The organism is Kangiella profundi (genome assembly GCF_002838765.1).
GTDB classification, from domain to species: Bacteria; Pseudomonadota; Gammaproteobacteria; order Enterobacterales; family Kangiellaceae; genus Kangiella; species Kangiella profundi.
Map to the genome: position 1 here is coordinate 1,927,650 of NZ_CP025120.1, position 16,807 is coordinate 1,944,456.

Here is a 16,807-nt window from a genome sequence, read left to right on the forward strand (position 1 = left end):
TATAAAACACTAAACGATTAGGCATTATATCGAATCGTAAACAGATATTTCTGGCTACTTAGGAGAAAACAGGCAAAAACTGTAGCAGTTAGTGGCGCAGGCTTGGCACTGAAAAAGCTTAGCTACAAATCGTTCGCTAACTGTTCAATAAACTGTTTATAAGACTCATTCAATTCAAAAGTTGTAGAAATTAGAATCTTATTGAATACGGCATTTTGAGCTAGATATGCCTTAAACTGCTCGTAACTAAGATTTTCTAACCGCTGAATGAGCAAATCACTTGGATTTTCCAAGTCAAATAAGTGAGATATGTGCCGTAAAGCCTTGTTATCCGCTTCTAGCAAACTAAGATTAGTAATAATGCTTTTCTTAAACTCTACAAAGTCGTTACGTGATAGCTTCTTTGGGAAATCACCGAGAAAATAAATTACTTCCTGTATAATCTGTTCAGTTTGCTCAGGGTCGCTATTATCAACCTCGATAAATAGCGGTGAATTATCGACCTCAAGATATACAATATCGTAAAGGTCTGTATTAACAAGAGTATTCGATTTGTTCACAAGAAACTCATGATCTATTCCCTTGCTCCAACTAAGAAGAATGAAATACATTAGCTCTGACTCTTCCCAGTATTGCCCTCCTGGTACTGAACTCAAATATACAGAAATACGACTTTTATTATCAGTACTGCTCTTAAATCTTAAAGCAGTTTTCTCTGAGGTTTTAATGGCATGAGATTCCATGGCAACGTTAACTAAAGGTAACTTAGACATCAGCTTGAAACTATCGTCATATGCTTCCAACAGAAAGCCTCCCTGCAATGAAACTAGAAGGTTTTCCTGGGCAACCCTGTTAGATGTCGATAAAGGAATAAACAAAACTTTATTGAGTTCATTAATAACTGTCGTTTCGTGAGCTGAAGGATATCGCATGGAGAATAAGTGGAGATTGTCAGAAACCGAATATTTTATATAAGGAAGGCCAGCAAGACTTGCACAGTTAAGCTGAACGCACGTAAAGTTATTATCAATTGCAAGAGCGAATTCAACTACTTTGGAGTTATTGGATGCTAGTTGTGTCTTTACCTTATAACTAGCGGGCAATTGATATACTGAAGCAGGTTCAAGTCCCGCACTCGAAGAATCAGACACTGTCGGAACATTAAGAATTTTTTTGTAATGATATTTAAGAATATTATCAATCGATATAGAAGGTAACCGGTTAAAAAATAATTGAGATAATTCTATTCTACGTTCCGATTTGAATGAACCAATATAATTCAGAAAGCCCTCTGGAGTATCTAGACTTAACTGTATATCTGAATAAAGTTTATCTTTAAGATCTGCAACTTCCTTATCGGTTAAAGAGTGGTTTGGCGAATAATCTTTACACCAGAACTGTTGTTGGAAATAGTAAAAATTAATACGATCATTTTCTATATAAGAGCAGTTAAAAAGTCCTGCTGTTAGGCCAATTAACCAATCATTTTGTTGTGGCTTGAGTGGATCTTCTGAAAATAATGGCAAAGCAATTAAATTCTTTAACACTACTTCAGCATTATCAGTATTAATCTCAAAGTTGCTAGCATTAAACTGACGATTAATTACCCCTAGAAGCCTCTGTTGATTGATTCCACCAAAGACTATTAACTCTACTGACGATAATTTAGTAGATGACAACCTTTGCAACAGATTTTCAAGTTGTGAGTCTAATTGCTCTTTTGGAAGCTTTACAATCAAGCTTTGATGAACATTACTATTGATATAACTGACTTTAAGCCCACTGTTAGATAATTCATTTTTTATCGATGAAAAAGTCGCTACTAACTCATTTGAGCTGCTAGCTTGTAATAATATATAGTGGCTTGAAATATTTGCATCAATTAACTGAATCTGAAAACCATCTGCTATTCCCTCTGATAAACTTGATTTAATAGAGGTATAAAAGTCTTCTGCTTTTAAAGGAAAGCATAGAATAAGGAAGGTAATTAGTAATAATTTACGCATAGAAAAAAGGCCTCAGTAGAGGCCTTTATAAAACATTAATCGTTTAATGCCAACTCTTTCTTCATACTTTCAATTTGTTGTATGTAAGAAATGTAAGCGTTTGCATTCTTAGATACATTCTTATAGTTTTTTGCCCTTTCGAGCGCTGCTATTGCTTGATCCGGTTGACCCATTCTTTGATGTGCAACACCCATTTGTAAATAAGCGTATCCTGCATCACCATCTCTTAGGTTACCTTTTCTAATGGCAGTCCTGAAAGATTCAATTGCCTTTGCATATTCTTCGTCATCGAAGTAAATGGTAGCGATCTCATAGTCGTATTTACCACTACTGGTGAAGCTTGAAGCTTTCTTATATGCATTGATTGCTTTTGCACTTGCCTTAGCATATTTGTAGCTATTAGCAATATTACGCCAAATATCTTCGTCTGCTTCAACAATACCTTTATTAACGCCTTCTTCAAGTCGGTCAGCAGCTAACAAAGGTACTTGATTATTTGAGTACAGTGCAGAGAGTTGCTTGTAATTTGTCTCTGAATCCCACATGCCGTTCATATATGCAAGCTCAGCTAATGCAAGCATATCAGCTGACTTGCCTCGCTGACTTAAAACAGCAAAAAGGTTGTTGTACATAGATTTTTCAGCAGGGAACAATTCAACCATTTCGCGACCAATCACCTCAGCTCCTGCCAAATCTTTCAATTCGATGTGCGCAGCGAATAGCATGCTGTAAAGAGGCTTTGTAGACTTACTGCCCTCTTTAATTGCTAGGTAGGCTGGACATATAGCAGATCTAAAGTCTTGGTTTTGGTAAAACAAACTCGCATAAGTTGCATAAGAAGTAGCAGGCGGGTTTATAACCTCTTCAAAATACTCTTTCATCCAGCGCAATGCAGCATCATAATTGTCTTGTGATGCATCAATCTGAGCGAGCCCCAACCTTAAATTGACTTCGTTTTGCTTACCCAGAACGCCTGTTTCCATTGCTCGGATAAATTCTCTTTTTGCGGCTGCATATTGAGATTGCTCACGATAGTTTAAACCGAGTAAGTATATTGCTCGGCCAACTGCAGCTTTATCGCCAGAGTTTGCAATCAATTCTTGTAAAATCGCGATCGACTCAGCGTATTTCGCATCAGCATAAGCTTCGTTAGCAGCAGTAATTTTCTTGTATGCAGACTCAGAAGTTATAGTTGGAACCTTTTCCTCGTCATACTCACCTTCTTTTGGCGCAAGCAATCTACAGCTACTTGTGTATTTGGTCTCTGGCAATGCATTTGCCACAGAACCAAACGCCAAAGAAATGACTCCAACAATGTATGAAATTTTAGTCATAATTCTTACTTTACTCAGAGTTAGTTATCCAGCTGGAAGTCTAATTTATACTTCATATCACGCTGATGGATTGGCTGGCCGTTAACAATACGCGGTTTAAACTTCCATTTGCGAATTGCTCTTAGAGCCTCTCTTCGGAACATACCTCTAGGGTTTTCGTCAATTACCCGAATGTTTGACGGTGAACCATCTGGAGCAATGTCGAATTGAAACATTACATACCCTTCAATTCCTTCAAGAGCAGCCTTCTGCGGGTATTCTGGCGGAACAGTTACCAAAGGAATAGCTTCACCATCACCCATACCTGAGAAATCAGTTGTACCCAATCCACCGATAAATATTCCACCGCCATCCATAGTAGCGTCAATATTATCAATTTTGATATCAACTAATGCTGTTACAACCTGCTTTTGCTCAGGAACATCTTGTTGCTGAGGTGGAGGTGGCTCTTTTGGTGGTGGCGGCTTTTTAGGAGGTGTACGCTCTTTACGTTGTACATCCTTTTCCTCTTCAATAAAGCCAATATCCACATTCACATTTTCTCGTTCTTTTTCTTGATTACCTGCAGTGTCAATCAATGCATTCATCAATAAGAAAATGCCAAGTACGATACCTATAGCCAGTAATGCGCTTAGTAATACTCTTGCCATGTTATTCAACCTTTTCCGTTGCAACAGATACAGTAGCCCCGGAACTCTTTGCAATATCTAAAACCTCAAGCACCAACCCAGCTCGAGCCTTTTTATCGGCCTGGATCACTACTTCACCTTCAAGGTTCTCGGTTCTTAGCGACTGAATCTTAGCTTTGATTTCAGCAGGCTGCAGCATATCTTTGTCGATAAAAATCTGATTCTTATCGTCAATTGCTACGAAAATATAAGCATTCTTTCTTTCTTCTGCTGAATCAGCAGTAGGTTTACTTACATCAACGCCAGCCTGTTTCACAAATACAGTCGTAACGATAAAGAAGATAAGCATGATAAACACGATGTCTAGCATCGGTGTCATATCAATTTCTACATCTTCCTGTTTTCTTTGAGTCTCAATAGCCATTAAGGTTCACCAAATTCTAGTGATGTGGAAGATTATCAGCTAACTGATGCGACTTAATATAAGCTGTTTGCTCAAGGCGGCTGCTAAAGAAAATACCAGACAGAGCTGAAACCATACCAGCCATTGTTGGGATTGTAGCTTTAAAAATACCACCAGCCATTTGACGAGCACTACCGGAACCTTGCCCAGACATACTCTCAAACACATCAATCATACCGGTCACGGTACCTAACAGGCCAAGTAATGGACAAATTGCAATTAGAGTCTTTATTAGAAGCATTCTCTGGTTGAGTGCTTCTCGGGCAATGGATACCCATGCTTCTCTAATTCTGTGTGCATGCCATGACTTGGTATCTTCACGAGCGTTCCATTGAGCAACCATCATTCTGGCTTCTTTAGGGAACTGGCTGTAAATGTACCAATACCTTTCGATAATAAATGTCCACATCAAGAAGAGAACGAGTCCTATCCACCATAGGACCCATCCACCTTTATCAATAAAATCTAATATCGTATAGATTAATTCCATAAGAATTACCTATCCGTTACTTTCTTCGTGCTGAGCCATTAAGCCAGTGCTTTGCTCTTCAAGAACATGAATAATACTTTTGCTCTTGCCAGCAACTACAGCGTGTAAGAAAGTCAAAGGAATCGCAGCTAATAGACCCCAAACTGTTGTTACCAACGCCTGAGAAATACCGTCAGCCATAGTTTTCGGGTCACCTGTACCGTATAGGGTGATTGACTGGAACACTTCAATCATACCTACAACTGTACCCAATAGACCTAGAAGAGGACCAAGTGCTGCAATAACTTTAATTAAGTTAATACCACGCTCAATTTTAGGCGTTTCTTTAAGAACAGCTTCGTCCAACTTAAGTTCCAAGTTCTCTACGTCCTCATTACGATTCGCTTGGTAAACCTTCATGATACGCCCAAGAGGGTTGTTTCCTGGTGTAGAAGACTTCTTTTGAGATTGAACTTTTGGTCCAGTAACGAAGTATAGAGTGAAGATTCTTTCAAGTGCGATCAATAGACCAATTACAAGAAGTACCATTACTGTTTTACCAGCAAAGCCACTAAACTCCCACAAACGGTCAACAAGGCTCATTTTCTGCTTTTCTAGCTGAAGAATTGCGCCTTTACTTGGATCCAGGAATAAGCCTGCGTAACCTGAGTTAGTAGACTGGAACTCTTCCACTTGATTAAGTACACGAGAGTCAGGTTGTACTTGCAATGTTTTGATAACACCTTTATCAAAGAACAAATACTCGCCACCAGAAATAAGATTGAATGTACCAACACGTGTAACTGTTTGCTGTTCTGAACGGCCACCTTCATTCACTACATCTGCAGTAAATGTTGTTGTTTCGCCTTGCTCTGACATCTCTTGAAGCATTAATACCCAGAATGCACGCAATTGTTCCATCTTAGGTAAAGCATCAGCTTCAGTAAGAGTATTCAACAAGCCTTGACGACCTGGATACTGAGCACTTACTAATGATGTACCGATATCGCCTGTCATGCTATTTGCTGCCTGACGAACTACACCGAATAACTCACCCAAGTTACCTTGCTTGATTCGAAGGTCTTCAGCAATCTGAGTTAACTGTTTTTCGTTTTCATCAAACTGTGCTTTTAATCGCTCACTCTTAGCTTCTTCTGCAGCCAAACGTGCTTTTGCGTCAGCTAAAAGTTGTTGTTGACGATTACGCTGTGATCTGAACTGTTGAACACGCTGCTCGTTAACCTGTTCTTGAATGCGTTCTTTGTCACGAACTTTTTTCAAAAGATCTGCATGTGACAAACTCTCTGCCGCATTAGTAGCAACAGATGCCAGCGCGAAGACGCCAGCTAATGTAATAGCTAGGATATTTCTCATTGTGCTGCCTCCGCTACAGGAACTGGGACTTTGAATAGAACTGGTGATGAAATACCACGAGAGAATTTAATCGCGTTATTAACAGAGTCTAGATACTCTTCAGGTAGTGTTTCCCACTTACGCTCTAACTTGTTCCAGTAGGCACCACGCTTACCGTCCAGCGTCAAATAAACGTAAGTCAAACGGCCGACACGTAAGAATTCAACTTCAAGCGGCTCACCGTTAGCATCAATGCTACCAGTATCCACAGATACCGCGTTACCGTATTGCATTTCAATTTGGTAAGCTTCTAGAATTTTACGATACTTTTCTGAAACTGAAACGTTCGCATCATCCATTAAAGCATAAAGATTTTGAACACGAGTTTGACGTGCGTCCAAGTTGAAAGGGATATCCAACTCAACGAACTCATCAAGAGTTGTGATCATTTCGTCCATTAAAGGTAAAACACCCTTCTCAGTTTCATCGATACTCTCCATTTCCTGGACACTATCAACAATCTGCTTTTCCTGACTAGCAATCTGCTTTTCAAGTTGAGCATTATAGATACGAAGGCTGTCTACTCTTTGTAGAGTATTTCGATATTCAAGAGATAAATCAGTTGCTTCTTCAGCTAACTTATTTACCGTGGTTTGCGTGCTGGCAGCAGCACGGTCAATCCGCTTCTCGATATTCATTGATGATTCAAATTGGCCAGCTGCAAATGAACTGCCCATGACAGCAGTTGCCAGAACGGCAGCAGCTGTTTTTTTCAAAAATAGTTGTTTTTTCATAAACTTACCCAAATTTCTGTTCAGAAATCTTTGCTTTTGATTGCCAATGCTTTTGAAAACTAGAGCTTTCAGACAAAAAAATCAAGTGATTTATCGTCCAGCAAAAAGCCTTAATTTTAAAAGCATTAACGCCAGCCTTACGGCCTAAACTTGTGGACAAAGAGGCCAACTATAAAGAGAAAGGCGGTATGGGTCAACAAATGTATCGGGGGAATTAACAATTCTTTATGCAATACATAACTTTATCTTATAACTCAGTAAAGCGTCCGAATTGCTTATAAAACTGTGTGTTATCAGAAGTTGATGCTACCGCTTAACTTTATATACTTTGGGCTTTGGAATGTATAAGGAACCAAGCCTCTGGCATCTAAATCCATTGACTGTGACATCGAATCATTCAAGTGCGCAGCACCCAGCAGATTCATCAAATCAATTCGTATAACTAATCCGGTTTTGTTCCATTTGGTCTGATACTGAAGACCAATATCTAGGGTTGTGTCTTCAAACTCAAGCAGTCTCGCTTCCCCCCTATCAAGGGCTAGCTTACTATCCTGCTTATTAACATTAGCAGCAAAAGTCCAGTCTTCAGCAAAACGCATTCCGCCATACAGAGAAATAGCGTTTGCCTCAAAGGGTGTTTCTTGCTCTCTAATACCTAAAAACTGTTCGTGATATAAACCTTTGGCTGTTTCAACCGAAGCCCCTATCGTTAGATCATCACTGACTTGCCGGCTAATCTTTATTTCAATACCTTCTAGATTTTGCTGAAATCCCTCAATACCAGCCAGATTTGATTTAAGGTTAATGGCCTCAGGGGAACCGTCCATATCAAAATCATAATAAAAGCGATACCCGGCTTCCTGCTTGCCCATTTCAGCTAGCGTTGACTCAGTGGTGACAAGGTCTAGATCAGACTTCATATAACTAATCGTCACATCCCACCCTTCACTTATTTCCTGATTAAACCCTAAAGCCATAGCATTTTGCCTCAGGTGTTTCTCTTCAAGTAGGTTATTTACTGAATCATCAAAGCTGACCGAAACAGGTAGGCTCTGTTTACCATAGTTTATGAAAAACTGGGAACTTTGATTAGGCATCTGGTAGCCGGCGAATAAATTAGCATTTGGTCTCTTGCTGCCAGAGTCGGACAAATCCAACGAAACCAACCACTCACCCTGATCTTCATCTTTGATGTTAAAAGACAGGGGGTCACTTTTCAGACGTTCTCTGCCGAAGTCTTTTAGCTGATTATTAGCCAATAAGCTTACACTTATATCATTGGCAGTGACTCGCACACTCGAATCATCGATTACAAATGGATTAAAGCCCGAGAACTGTGTTCCGGGAAGACTCTCCATTATAAACAACTCATCATTCATGAATGAACCACCCTGCTCCATGCTCTCAGCATAGCTGCTAAGCGCTATTGAGCTCATCGATGCCAATAGTAGCGCCCTGATTGCAGGCACACGGAATGGCTTTGAGATTGGTTTTATCATCACTGCACGACTCTTAATAAATGAACATTCACTTTGTAATTTTTTAAAAGGGTTGATTTTTCCCAGATTTTCAAGAAGTTAGAAACCAATACAGTTCCTGAACCAAACCCTTTTAGCATTCATTCAGTATAGGTAAACGCCTGATTTCTTTCAATGATAAGAGTTGTAAAATTAGGTAAAACTCACAAGTTTCCATGCTAACTGCCTGTATTTTGTGGCTTTATCCCCAGACTCGGCTATTCATGCCAAATTAACATTGGTATGATGATGACTTCTTATAAAAACAATTTTGCTGAATGAGCTCACAACCTTTGACTAGAACCTTGCTTACGGCACTTCTGAGCGGCCTTGCTTGCTGGTCTTGTCAGCCCCAAGGTGATATGGAATCAAACCAGAGAGATAGTCTGCTGGTTTACTGTTCTGAAGGAAGTCCAGATGCATTCAACCCTCAATTAGTCAGTTCAGGCACATCCTACGACGCAACGGCCCATACTATTTATAATCAGCTGGTCACCTATAATCCAGGAACCACAGACATTGCCCCAGCTTTGGCCGAATCCTGGCAAATTAGCGACGATGGCACACGTTATCGCTTCAAGCTAAAAGAAGGCGTCAATTTTCATGGCAATCAGGACTTTACCCCAACTCGTACATTAAATGCTGATGATGTTATCTTTAGCTTTAATCGCCAAAGGCTCAGCTCACACCCATTTCATGAAGTTTCAGGCGGCCGGTATCCTTATTTTTATTCCCAGGGTCTCGATCAGCTTATTCTTGATATCAACAAAATCAGTGATAAAGAAGTAGAATTTGTCCTATCACGACCTGAGAGTCCTTTTCTGGCCATTCTTGCGACCCCATTCGCTTCAATACTCTCCGCCGAGTATGCAGAAGTGTTACAGGCGCTCAATAAATTAGAGTGGTTAGACAGCAAGCCCATTGGTACAGGCCCATTTCGGTTCAAGCGCTACGAGCCGGATTCTTATATACGCTACGAGGCATTTGCCAATTACTTCGGTGGTGCCCCCAAGATAAAGGATCTGGTTTACTCTATTACACCAGACGCAGCTATGCGCTTTGCACGTTTTAGTGCTGGTGAATGCGACATCATGAGTAACCCTCTACCAGTCCATCTTCGGATTGCCCGCCAGAACAAATTGAACATACTGGAAGTACCCGGTTTTAACGTTGCTTACTGGGCATTCAATGTTGAAAAGCCACCATTTCACGATGTCAAAGTGCGACAGGCACTATCCATGGCGATTAACCGGGAAGCTATTTTAAAAGCGGTTTATGACAGGCAGGCACAGATAGCAACCAGCCCCATTCCACCTTCCTCCTGGGCCTATAACAAGCAAGTTTCTCGTGTTCGGTATAATACTCAGCAGGCAAAACAGTTATTAACGGAAGCAGGCTATGAAAATGGCTTTACCATTGATATCTGGGCCATGCCAATCCAGAGAACCTATAATCCAAACGCGCGCAAGATGGCTGAAATGATGCAGCAGGATTTGGAAAAAATTGGGGTCAAAGCCAGAATCATCAGCTATGAATGGGGAACGTTTCTATCGCGCGTTGCACAGGGGTTGCACCATAGCGTACTTCTTGGGTGGAATGCCGATAACGGGGACCCTAGCAACTTCCTGAATCCTTTGCTCAGTTGCGCTTCAGCACGAAGCGGAAATAATTATGCAAAATGGTGTCACCCAACGTTTGACCAGCTAATTCTAAATGCTAGCCAATCTTCCGATATTGAGAAGCGAAAAGAGTATTATCTTCAAGCTCAGGCTCTCTTTAAAGATCAGGCTCCATGGCTCACAATTGCGCACGCTAACAAAAGCCTGTTAACGCAACCAGATGTGACTGGCCTTGTCATTTCTCCGGTTGGTAATGTGGAATTTGATAAGGTCTCGTTCGACAAAGGAAAAGCAACCCCTGATGAGGACACAAACTGATGTTAAAGTTACTTATCAGACATGGCACCACTTTGCTGATCAGCCTGTTTGGTTTGACCTTACTGACCTTTGTGCTTAGTCAACGAGGCGACAGTGCACTTCATATTTATCAGAGCCAGCACTTTATGGGGCAATACCTCGAGTACCTGGAGTATCTGTTAGCGGGTGACTGGGGTTATTCCAGCATTCATAATCGGCCTGTACTCTATGACTTTCTACAGCACTTCCCGGCCACCATTGAACTGGTGATGCTGGCCCTGTTGTTCGCCATTATTTTTGGCCTCACGCTAGGCATTATGGCTGCCAACCGTCGGGGTAAATGGCTCGACAATACCCTGATGGGAGTTACCCTTGCGGGTTACTCCATGCCAATCTATTGGTGGGGAATGTTGTTAGTCCTTCTCTTCTCTCTGACGCTTGGCTGGACGCCAGTTGCCGGGAGGATTGACTACATATATGACGTCCCGCCAGTCACTCGATTTATGCTGATTGACTCTTTACTGAGTCAGGACCAGTATGGCTTTGATGCATTTTTTAATGCCTTGCTCCATTTAATACTGCCAGCAATAACTCTTAGCACCATTCCGATGGCTATCATAGCCAGGATGACTCGCTCGTCGTTATTGGGCGTTCTCAAGGCCGAATATATTAGAACAGCTCGCTCTAAAGGTCTTAGTCAGCAGAGGATCATCTGGGTTCACGCGCTTCGTAATGCTTTGATTCCTATTTTGACTATCAGTGGCGTTCAGGTCAGCATTATCATGTCAGGGGTGATTATCACAGAATACATTTTCGCGTGGCCCGGAGTGGGTAAATGGCTGCTAGAGGCGGTTTCTAGACGTGATTTTGCCAGTATCCAAGCTGGTATTCTTGCCCTTTCGTTGCTGGTGATAGCATTCAACTTGGCGCTGGATTTACTGGCAAGTTACATGAACCCTCGACTTAGGAGGCCGTCATGACACTGTCTAACACCAAGTTAGCTTGGCAGGTGTTCAGCCATAATAAAAGTGCCATGACGGGCAGTCTGATTCTGTTAGTAATTTTGCTAATGAGTCTGGTTGGTCCATGGTTTGCACCTCATGACCCGGCGCAACAATTCAGCGATAAAATATTGACCCCCCCACTCTGGTACGACAACGGTGACTTTGTGACACCCTTTGGAACCGATGACTTGGGAAGGGATATGTTGTCCCGTCTTCTGCATGGCGCACGATTATCATTGAAATTAACTTTGATGGTTGTTTTTGCAGCGGCATTTATTGGCATTCTTCTTGGTGCAGCAGCCGCTTTTCTGAATGCAGGCCTTCGCTCATTGCTCATGCGATTCATGGACTTATTGCTCTCTCTGCCATCATTATTACTAGCCATAGCGATCGTTGCCATTATTGGGCCGGGACTGCCGAATGCGGTCTATGCGGTGGTGATTGTCCTTATCCCTCAATTCGTCAAAGTGACGCAAAGCGCCATTTCTGAAGAATTAGGCAAAGATTATGTCATGGCTGCAAGGCTTGATGGAGCTGGCCATATAAGATTACTGCTGCATCATGTCTGGCCCAACATCATTCCAGCACTGATTGTCCAGCTGACCTTCAGTTTTTCTACCGCACTATTGGATATCGCAGCGCTAGGGTTCCTGGGGCTTGGTGCTCAGCCGCCAATGGCAGAATGGGGAACCATGCTTTCTGAAGCGCGCGCTTTTATCCAATTTGCGCCATGGACTATGACTTTGCCGGGATTGGCTATATTCTTAACTGTGCTGTCTATTAATCTGGTCGGTGATGGGCTGCGAGATGCCTTTGACCCGCGCTTGAACAGGTAATGGTATGAGTTTGCTGCAAATTGAAAACCTGAATGTGGACTTTATGACAGACGATGGTCTGGTTAGAGCTGTCGACAAGGTTAAACTCAACATAGAAAGCGGCCAGGTGATTGGAGTCATTGGCGAATCCGGGTCAGGTAAGAGCGTAATGGCGCTGGCAATTGCAGGACTACTCTCTCCTGCGGCAAGAATGCAGGCGGATCTGTTTAATCTGGATGGTCATGACCTCACTCGAATGAGTCCTGCAGAAAGACAGAATCACATCACCAGCAATATCTCAATCATATTTCAAGAGCCAACATCGAGCTTAAATCCAGCTCTAACCATAGGCTATCAGCTGGATGAAACCATAAGATTTCATGAGGGTGGTACCCCAAAACAGCGCAAAGAGCGTGCACTGGAGCTTTTGTCACAGGTAGGCATCATGGACGCCAAAAGACGCTATAAAGAATATCCACACCAACTTTCTGGTGGGCTGAATCAAAGGGTTATGATTGCTATAGCACTGGCTTGCCAACCCAAGCTGTTGATTGCAGACGAACCTACAACAGCACTTGATGTTACAGTCCAGTCCCAAATTCTTGATCTGCTCTTAAAAGTGAAAGAAGAGCATGACATGGCTCTGATGCTTATCACTCATGACTTTTCGATTCTGGCCGAAACAACTTCCAAAGTACATGTCATGTATTGCGGACAAATTGTTGAATCAGGCAGAACCTATAATTTATTAAGCCAGCCATATCATCCCTATACAAAAGCTTTGCTGGATAGCGTTCCGCACTTTGGTATGCGCTATAAAAAGGGGCGCCGCTTATTTAATCTGCCCGGCACAACACCACCGATCAGTCACTTACCTGTCGGCTGTTATCTTGGACCTCGTTGTCCCTATGCAGCCAAAAAGTGTGTTCAGTCACCGGAACTTTTCAATATTAAAGGCCGTAGAGTTCGCTGCCACTTCCCTCTGATTGAAGAGGAGGATTCCTGATGCCAAGTCTCTTATCAGCCAAGCTGATCCGTAAGTCATACAAGGTTTCCAACAACCCTTTCAAGCAACGCTATCTTGAAGTGGTTAAAGGCATAAGCTTTAGCTTAAATGCAGGACAAACCTTGGCGGTTGTTGGTGAGTCTGGCTCAGGTAAGTCTACACTTGCCAGAATTCTGGTTGGTGCAGAACAGCCTGACAGTGGAGAGCTTTTATTTGAAGGCAGCAATATTATCAAAAGCAGCTCATTTAGCTGGTATCGTAATATCCGCATGATATTTCAGAATCCCTCGGCCTCACTAAACCCTAGAGCAACCATTAGACAGAGCCTGGAAGAACCCCTGATCAATGCCAAAGCAGGCAATAGTCAAAGTCGCAAAGATAGAATCGCTGAGGTGCTTGATCTAGTAGGATTAAGGCCGGAATATGCTGATCGCTATCCACATACATTCTCTGGAGGCCAGCGTCAGCGTATTGCGATTGCAAGAGCACTTATGCTTAATCCCAAGGTCATTGTCGCAGATGAGCCAGTTTCCGCACTGGATGTTTCAGTTCAGGCACAAATTATTAATCTATTACTCGATTTACAGGACAGGCTAGACTTAGCCTATGTCTTCATTTCACATGATCTGGGATTAGTACAGCACTTCAGTGACAAGGTACTAGTCATGCATAACGGCGAACAGAAAGAATATGGCCGTGTTGGCGAGGTCTTTAGCCAACCCCAGTCAAGATATACTCTGGAACTGTTAAACGCTTCAGCAAGCTACCGTAAAGCAATCGAGAAATAAAAAAGCCACCCAATGAATGAGTGGCTTTTTAAATAACTTCAATCACCTGATGCGATTCAGGTTCTAATCAGAGATTATTGCGCAACCTCTGACTTCTCCCTAAAGTTCTGCATCAGACTTTGCATTTCTGCCTGAGCATTAGCATTAGCTAACCTCTGCTCAATTTGCTGACGCGTCGCATCATCCATAGTGTCAGGATCAGGGTAGTTGACAGCATTAACTTCAACTACAACATAGTCACCATTGAACAGCTGTTCTACTGAACGACTTGCCTGACCTTCAGCCGGAGCCTTAACTTTAAATATTGCATTAGTCAGATCAAAACCAATAGCTGTATCACGTCGCTTCAGGTCTGTGGTTTCGCTCCAGCTTAAACCTTCTAAACTCAATAAAGATTCAGCATCTTCGCCTTCTCCAAGACGGGCCAATACCTGTTCAGCAAAGTCTTTAGCAGCTGTGCGAACTTTCTCTTCTTTCAAAGTTGCAACAACTGTTTCTTTAACTTCATCCAGAGGCTGTACTTGAGCAGGCAGATACTCTTTAACCGTTACATAAACGATGTCATTGTTGGTCAGCTCGATCATGTCACTAACTTCTGTAGACTCAAGAACGGATGCTGAGAAAGCTTTCTCAAGGAATACAGGATTTGCTGTAAGGCCGGTAGCAGAATTTTTGCTAAACAAACCGGTTTCCTGAACTTCGAGGTCTACCTCTTCAGCAAATTTATCAAGGTCATCACCAAACTCAAATAAGTTTTCATTCAACTTTGATTGTTTGGCGAAAAATTCTTCCTGGGCTTTTTCGTTAGCAAGAGTATCTCGAATATCACTCTCAACCTCAGCCAAAGGTGTCGTTTGGCTTTCTTTTTTATCAACCAGTTTGATTATGTGATAACCATATTGAGTTTCGACAACATCAGTCATATCACCCACATTATTCAAAGCCAATGCTGCAGCTTCAAACTCAGGCACCCAGCCGGTACCTGAAGGGTTCTCATCAGACGCCGGAATTGCATCTACCCAGTCAAGCTGCCCACCATTTTCACCACTAAAAGTGTCGCTTGAGTGCTCCTTTGCTAATTCAGCAAAATCAGCACCGTCTTTAAGCTGATTTAATAGGTCACTAGCCTTTGACTCAGCATCCTCAATGGAATTATCAATTAAGATATGTGCTACTAATATTTCTGCAGGGTCCTGGTAGTTTGCTTTATTCGCTTCATAGAGCTCTTGGATTTGAGCAGCGTCAATTTGATCTTTGAACTTCTCTGCCAATTGCTCAGTTGATAAGCGAACATAACGCAAATTCACTTTTTCAGGTTGCTCGAATTGAGCTTGGTTCTGCTGATAATAATCTTCAATTTCGGCTTCAGTCACATCAATCGAGTCAGCGAAGTCCTCCTGTGTAATGCGAACATATCGAACATCACGGGATTGCTCCTGTAAACGATAATAAGACTCAACTTCGTAACCTAACGCAAAATTTGTTGCGCCAATGCCTTGATTAAGTTGCTCTTCGGCAATTTGTTGGCGAGCGTACTGACGAAGCTGCTCTTCTGACCAACCCATCTGAGCTAGAATCATCTTGGCCTGTTCTGGTGAATAGACACCGCCAATCTGGAATTGGGGAAATTCTCTGATCCAGGTTTTGATTTGCTCTTCAGAAGCAGTTAGGCCCGCTTTGTTAAGGTTAGCCTTAATTACCTGCTCATTGATAAGTTGTTGCTTAATTTGTTCACGCAACAACTTTTGACTGGCTTCAGTTGCATACTGCTGGTCAAACTGTTGACCCATCTGTTGACGTACACGGTCAAGCCTCTGTTGAATCTGCGCATTTGTAATCTCTGCGCCTTCAACCTCTGCAACTTTATCTGGGTTACCACTAAACAGGGTACCCGTGAAATAGCCTGCAAAGATAAAGAAGATAATGATGACAAACAAAATCACCTTCATTATTGGTCCTTGCATGCTTTGCTGTATTCTTTCCAACATCATGGCTGAAACTACCTATTTGTTAATTATTCAGTCCGAACATTAAACTTTAAATTATAATTCAATCTACCCAGTTACTCAGCATTAATTCACTATTAATCACTTAGTCGATATAAAGGATAACCTGAAAGCTCAGGACGCAGACTTGGTTACTGGATAAAAAAAACGCGCCTTGGTAGGCGCGTTTAGTTTCTGGCGGAGCGGACGGGACTCGAACCCGCGACCCCCGGCGTGACAGGCCGGTATTCTAACCAGCTGAACTACCGCTCCTAAATTGTCGTTTTACGGACGCCATGCAATTAAGAAGCATGGTGGGTGGTACTGGGCTCGAACCAGTGACCCTCGCCTTGTAAGGGCGATGCTCTCCCAACTGAGCTAACCACCCGTAAAAACGGCGGCTAGTTTACCGCGTCTTTAAGAGCTTTACCAGCTTTAAAACCAGGAACTTTTGCAGCCTTGATCTGAATAGTTTCACCAGTTTTTGGGTTACGACCTGTACGAGCAGCACGCTCTTTAACTGCGAAAGTACCGAAACCAACTAGAGATACTTGTTCGCCTTTTTGTAATGAATCTGTAATTGCGCCTAACATAGAGTCTAGTGCACGACCTGCAGCTGCTTTAGAGATATCCGCGCCAGCTGCGATAGCGTCGATTAGTTCTGATTTATTCACTCACTTTCCCCTTTTATTTAGAGTAATCTGAAGTACAAAAAATAAGCAGTAATT

General features: G+C 42.2%; 15 protein-coding genes and 2 tRNA genes. 5 read left to right on the top strand and 12 right to left on the bottom strand.

Annotated features, from left to right (window positions below; genetic code table 11):
* Positions 1 to 122 precede the first annotated feature (122 nt).
* From CW740_RS09045 to CW740_RS09080, 8 genes are all read right to left on the bottom strand, one after another.
* A complete protein-coding gene (locus tag CW740_RS09045; protein WP_106647199.1) occupies positions 123 to 2,006 on the bottom strand; it encodes a hypothetical protein in 1,884 nt (627 codons plus the stop codon).
* 35 nt (positions 2,007 to 2,041) lie between these two features.
* A complete protein-coding gene (locus CW740_RS09050; protein WP_106647200.1) occupies positions 2,042 to 3,340 on the bottom strand; it encodes a tetratricopeptide repeat protein in 1,299 nt (432 codons plus the stop codon).
* 20 nt (positions 3,341 to 3,360) lie between these two features.
* The gene (locus CW740_RS09055) at positions 3,361 to 3,990 is read right to left on the bottom strand and encodes an energy transducer TonB (protein WP_106647201.1); all 630 of its coding nucleotides are present in this window, start codon (positions 3,988 to 3,990) and stop codon (positions 3,361 to 3,363) included.
* A 1-nt stretch (position 3,991) separates the two neighbouring features.
* Positions 3,992 to 4,393, bottom strand: coding sequence for an ExbD/TolR family protein (locus CW740_RS09060; protein WP_106647202.1), 402 nt, complete (start codon positions 4,391 to 4,393; stop codon positions 3,992 to 3,994).
* 16 nt (positions 4,394 to 4,409) lie between these two features.
* Positions 4,410 to 4,922: a MotA/TolQ/ExbB proton channel family protein gene (locus tag CW740_RS09065; RefSeq protein ID WP_106647203.1), complete on the bottom strand. Its 513-nt coding sequence runs from the start codon at positions 4,920 to 4,922 to the stop codon at positions 4,410 to 4,412.
* Positions 4,923 to 4,931: 9 nt separating this feature from the next.
* Positions 4,932 to 6,275, bottom strand: a complete 1,344-nt coding sequence (locus CW740_RS09070; protein WP_106647204.1) for a MotA/TolQ/ExbB proton channel family protein — start codon at positions 6,273 to 6,275, stop codon at positions 4,932 to 4,934.
* Entirely contained in the window at positions 6,272 to 7,048 is a 777-nt protein-coding gene (locus tag CW740_RS09075) for a DUF3450 domain-containing protein (RefSeq protein WP_018624310.1), read from the bottom strand. Before CW740_RS09075 ends, CW740_RS09070 begins: the two co-directional genes overlap by 4 nt.
* 293 nt (positions 7,049 to 7,341) lie before the next feature.
* Complete coding sequence (locus CW740_RS09080) at positions 7,342 to 8,547, bottom strand: hypothetical protein (RefSeq protein ID WP_227523833.1); 1,206 nt, start codon at positions 8,545 to 8,547, stop codon at positions 7,342 to 7,344.
* Positions 8,548 to 8,927: 380 nt separating this feature from the next.
* Here CW740_RS09080 and CW740_RS09085 point away from each other — a divergent pair, with 380 nt between their 5' ends.
* Genes CW740_RS09085 through CW740_RS09105 form a run of 5 tightly spaced genes read left to right on the top strand, consistent with a single transcriptional unit; the run spans position 8,928 to position 14,094 of the window.
* On the top strand, positions 8,928 to 10,502 hold the full coding sequence (locus tag CW740_RS09085; RefSeq protein WP_227523834.1) for an ABC transporter substrate-binding protein: 1,575 nt from the start codon (positions 8,928 to 8,930) through the stop codon (positions 10,500 to 10,502).
* Positions 10,502 to 11,461, top strand: a complete 960-nt coding sequence (locus CW740_RS09090) for an ABC transporter permease (protein WP_106647206.1) — start codon at positions 10,502 to 10,504, stop codon at positions 11,459 to 11,461. The genes CW740_RS09085 and CW740_RS09090 overlap by 1 nt, the downstream gene beginning before the upstream one ends.
* Entirely contained in the window at positions 11,458 to 12,321 is an 864-nt protein-coding gene (locus CW740_RS09095; protein WP_106647207.1) for an ABC transporter permease subunit, read from the top strand. Before CW740_RS09090 ends, CW740_RS09095 begins: the two co-directional genes overlap by 4 nt.
* A 4-nt stretch (positions 12,322 to 12,325) precedes the next feature.
* Positions 12,326 to 13,306, top strand: a complete 981-nt coding sequence (locus CW740_RS09100; RefSeq protein WP_106647208.1) for an ABC transporter ATP-binding protein — start codon at positions 12,326 to 12,328, stop codon at positions 13,304 to 13,306.
* Positions 13,306 to 14,094 (top strand): ATP-binding cassette domain-containing protein, encoded by a 789-nt coding sequence (locus tag CW740_RS09105; protein ID WP_106647209.1) that lies wholly within the window; start codon positions 13,306 to 13,308, stop codon positions 14,092 to 14,094. The genes CW740_RS09100 and CW740_RS09105 overlap by 1 nt, the downstream gene beginning before the upstream one ends.
* 74 nt (positions 14,095 to 14,168) lie before the next feature.
* On the opposite strand, the gene CW740_RS09110 is transcribed toward CW740_RS09105, so the two are convergent.
* The 4 genes from CW740_RS09110 to CW740_RS09125 all read right to left on the bottom strand — a co-directional run bounded on the left by CW740_RS09110 (position 14,169) and on the right by CW740_RS09125 (position 16,753).
* Positions 14,169 to 16,085, bottom strand: a complete 1,917-nt coding sequence (locus CW740_RS09110) for a SurA N-terminal domain-containing protein (RefSeq protein ID WP_106647210.1) — start codon at positions 16,083 to 16,085, stop codon at positions 14,169 to 14,171.
* 190 nt (positions 16,086 to 16,275) lie between these two features.
* Positions 16,276 to 16,352, bottom strand: a tRNA-Asp gene (locus tag CW740_RS09115).
* A 39-nt stretch (positions 16,353 to 16,391) separates the two neighbouring features.
* Positions 16,392 to 16,467, bottom strand: a tRNA-Val gene (locus CW740_RS09120).
* A gap of 13 nt (positions 16,468 to 16,480) precedes the next feature.
* Entirely contained in the window at positions 16,481 to 16,753 is a 273-nt protein-coding gene (locus CW740_RS09125; RefSeq protein ID WP_015780967.1) for an HU family DNA-binding protein, read from the bottom strand.
* Between the last annotated feature and the right edge of the window lie 54 nt (positions 16,754 to 16,807).

Excerpts from the sequence above, each read along its gene's own strand:
- CW740_RS09095 (WP_106647207.1), top strand. The coding sequence starts at position 11,458 with ATGACACTGTCTAACACCAAGTTAGCTTGGCAGGTGTTCAGCCATAAT.
- CW740_RS09050 (WP_106647200.1), bottom strand. The coding sequence starts at position 3,340 with ATGACTAAAATTTCATACATTGTTGGAGTCATTTCTTTGGCGTTTGGT.
- CW740_RS09090 (WP_106647206.1), top strand. The coding sequence starts at position 10,502 with ATGTTAAAGTTACTTATCAGACATGGCACCACTTTGCTGATCAGCCTG.
- CW740_RS09060 (WP_106647202.1), bottom strand. The coding sequence starts at position 4,393 with ATGGCTATTGAGACTCAAAGAAAACAGGAAGATGTAGAAATTGATATG.
- CW740_RS09080 (WP_227523833.1), bottom strand. The coding sequence starts at position 8,547 with ATGATAAAACCAATCTCAAAGCCATTCCGTGTGCCTGCAATCAGGGCG.
- CW740_RS09085 (WP_227523834.1), top strand. The coding sequence starts at position 8,928 with ATGGAATCAAACCAGAGAGATAGTCTGCTGGTTTACTGTTCTGAAGGA.
- CW740_RS09075 (WP_018624310.1), bottom strand. The coding sequence starts at position 7,048 with ATGAAAAAACAACTATTTTTGAAAAAAACAGCTGCTGCCGTTCTGGCA.
- CW740_RS09070 (WP_106647204.1), bottom strand. The coding sequence starts at position 6,275 with ATGAGAAATATCCTAGCTATTACATTAGCTGGCGTCTTCGCGCTGGCA.
- CW740_RS09100 (WP_106647208.1), top strand. The coding sequence starts at position 12,326 with ATGAGTTTGCTGCAAATTGAAAACCTGAATGTGGACTTTATGACAGAC.
- CW740_RS09045 (WP_106647199.1), bottom strand. The coding sequence starts at position 2,006 with ATGCGTAAATTATTACTAATTACCTTCCTTATTCTATGCTTTCCTTTA.
- CW740_RS09110 (WP_106647210.1), bottom strand. The coding sequence starts at position 16,085 with ATGATGTTGGAAAGAATACAGCAAAGCATGCAAGGACCAATAATGAAG.
- CW740_RS09065 (WP_106647203.1), bottom strand. The coding sequence starts at position 4,922 with ATGGAATTAATCTATACGATATTAGATTTTATTGATAAAGGTGGATGG.
- CW740_RS09055 (WP_106647201.1), bottom strand. The coding sequence starts at position 3,990 with ATGGCAAGAGTATTACTAAGCGCATTACTGGCTATAGGTATCGTACTT.
- CW740_RS09105 (WP_106647209.1), top strand. The coding sequence starts at position 13,306 with ATGCCAAGTCTCTTATCAGCCAAGCTGATCCGTAAGTCATACAAGGTT.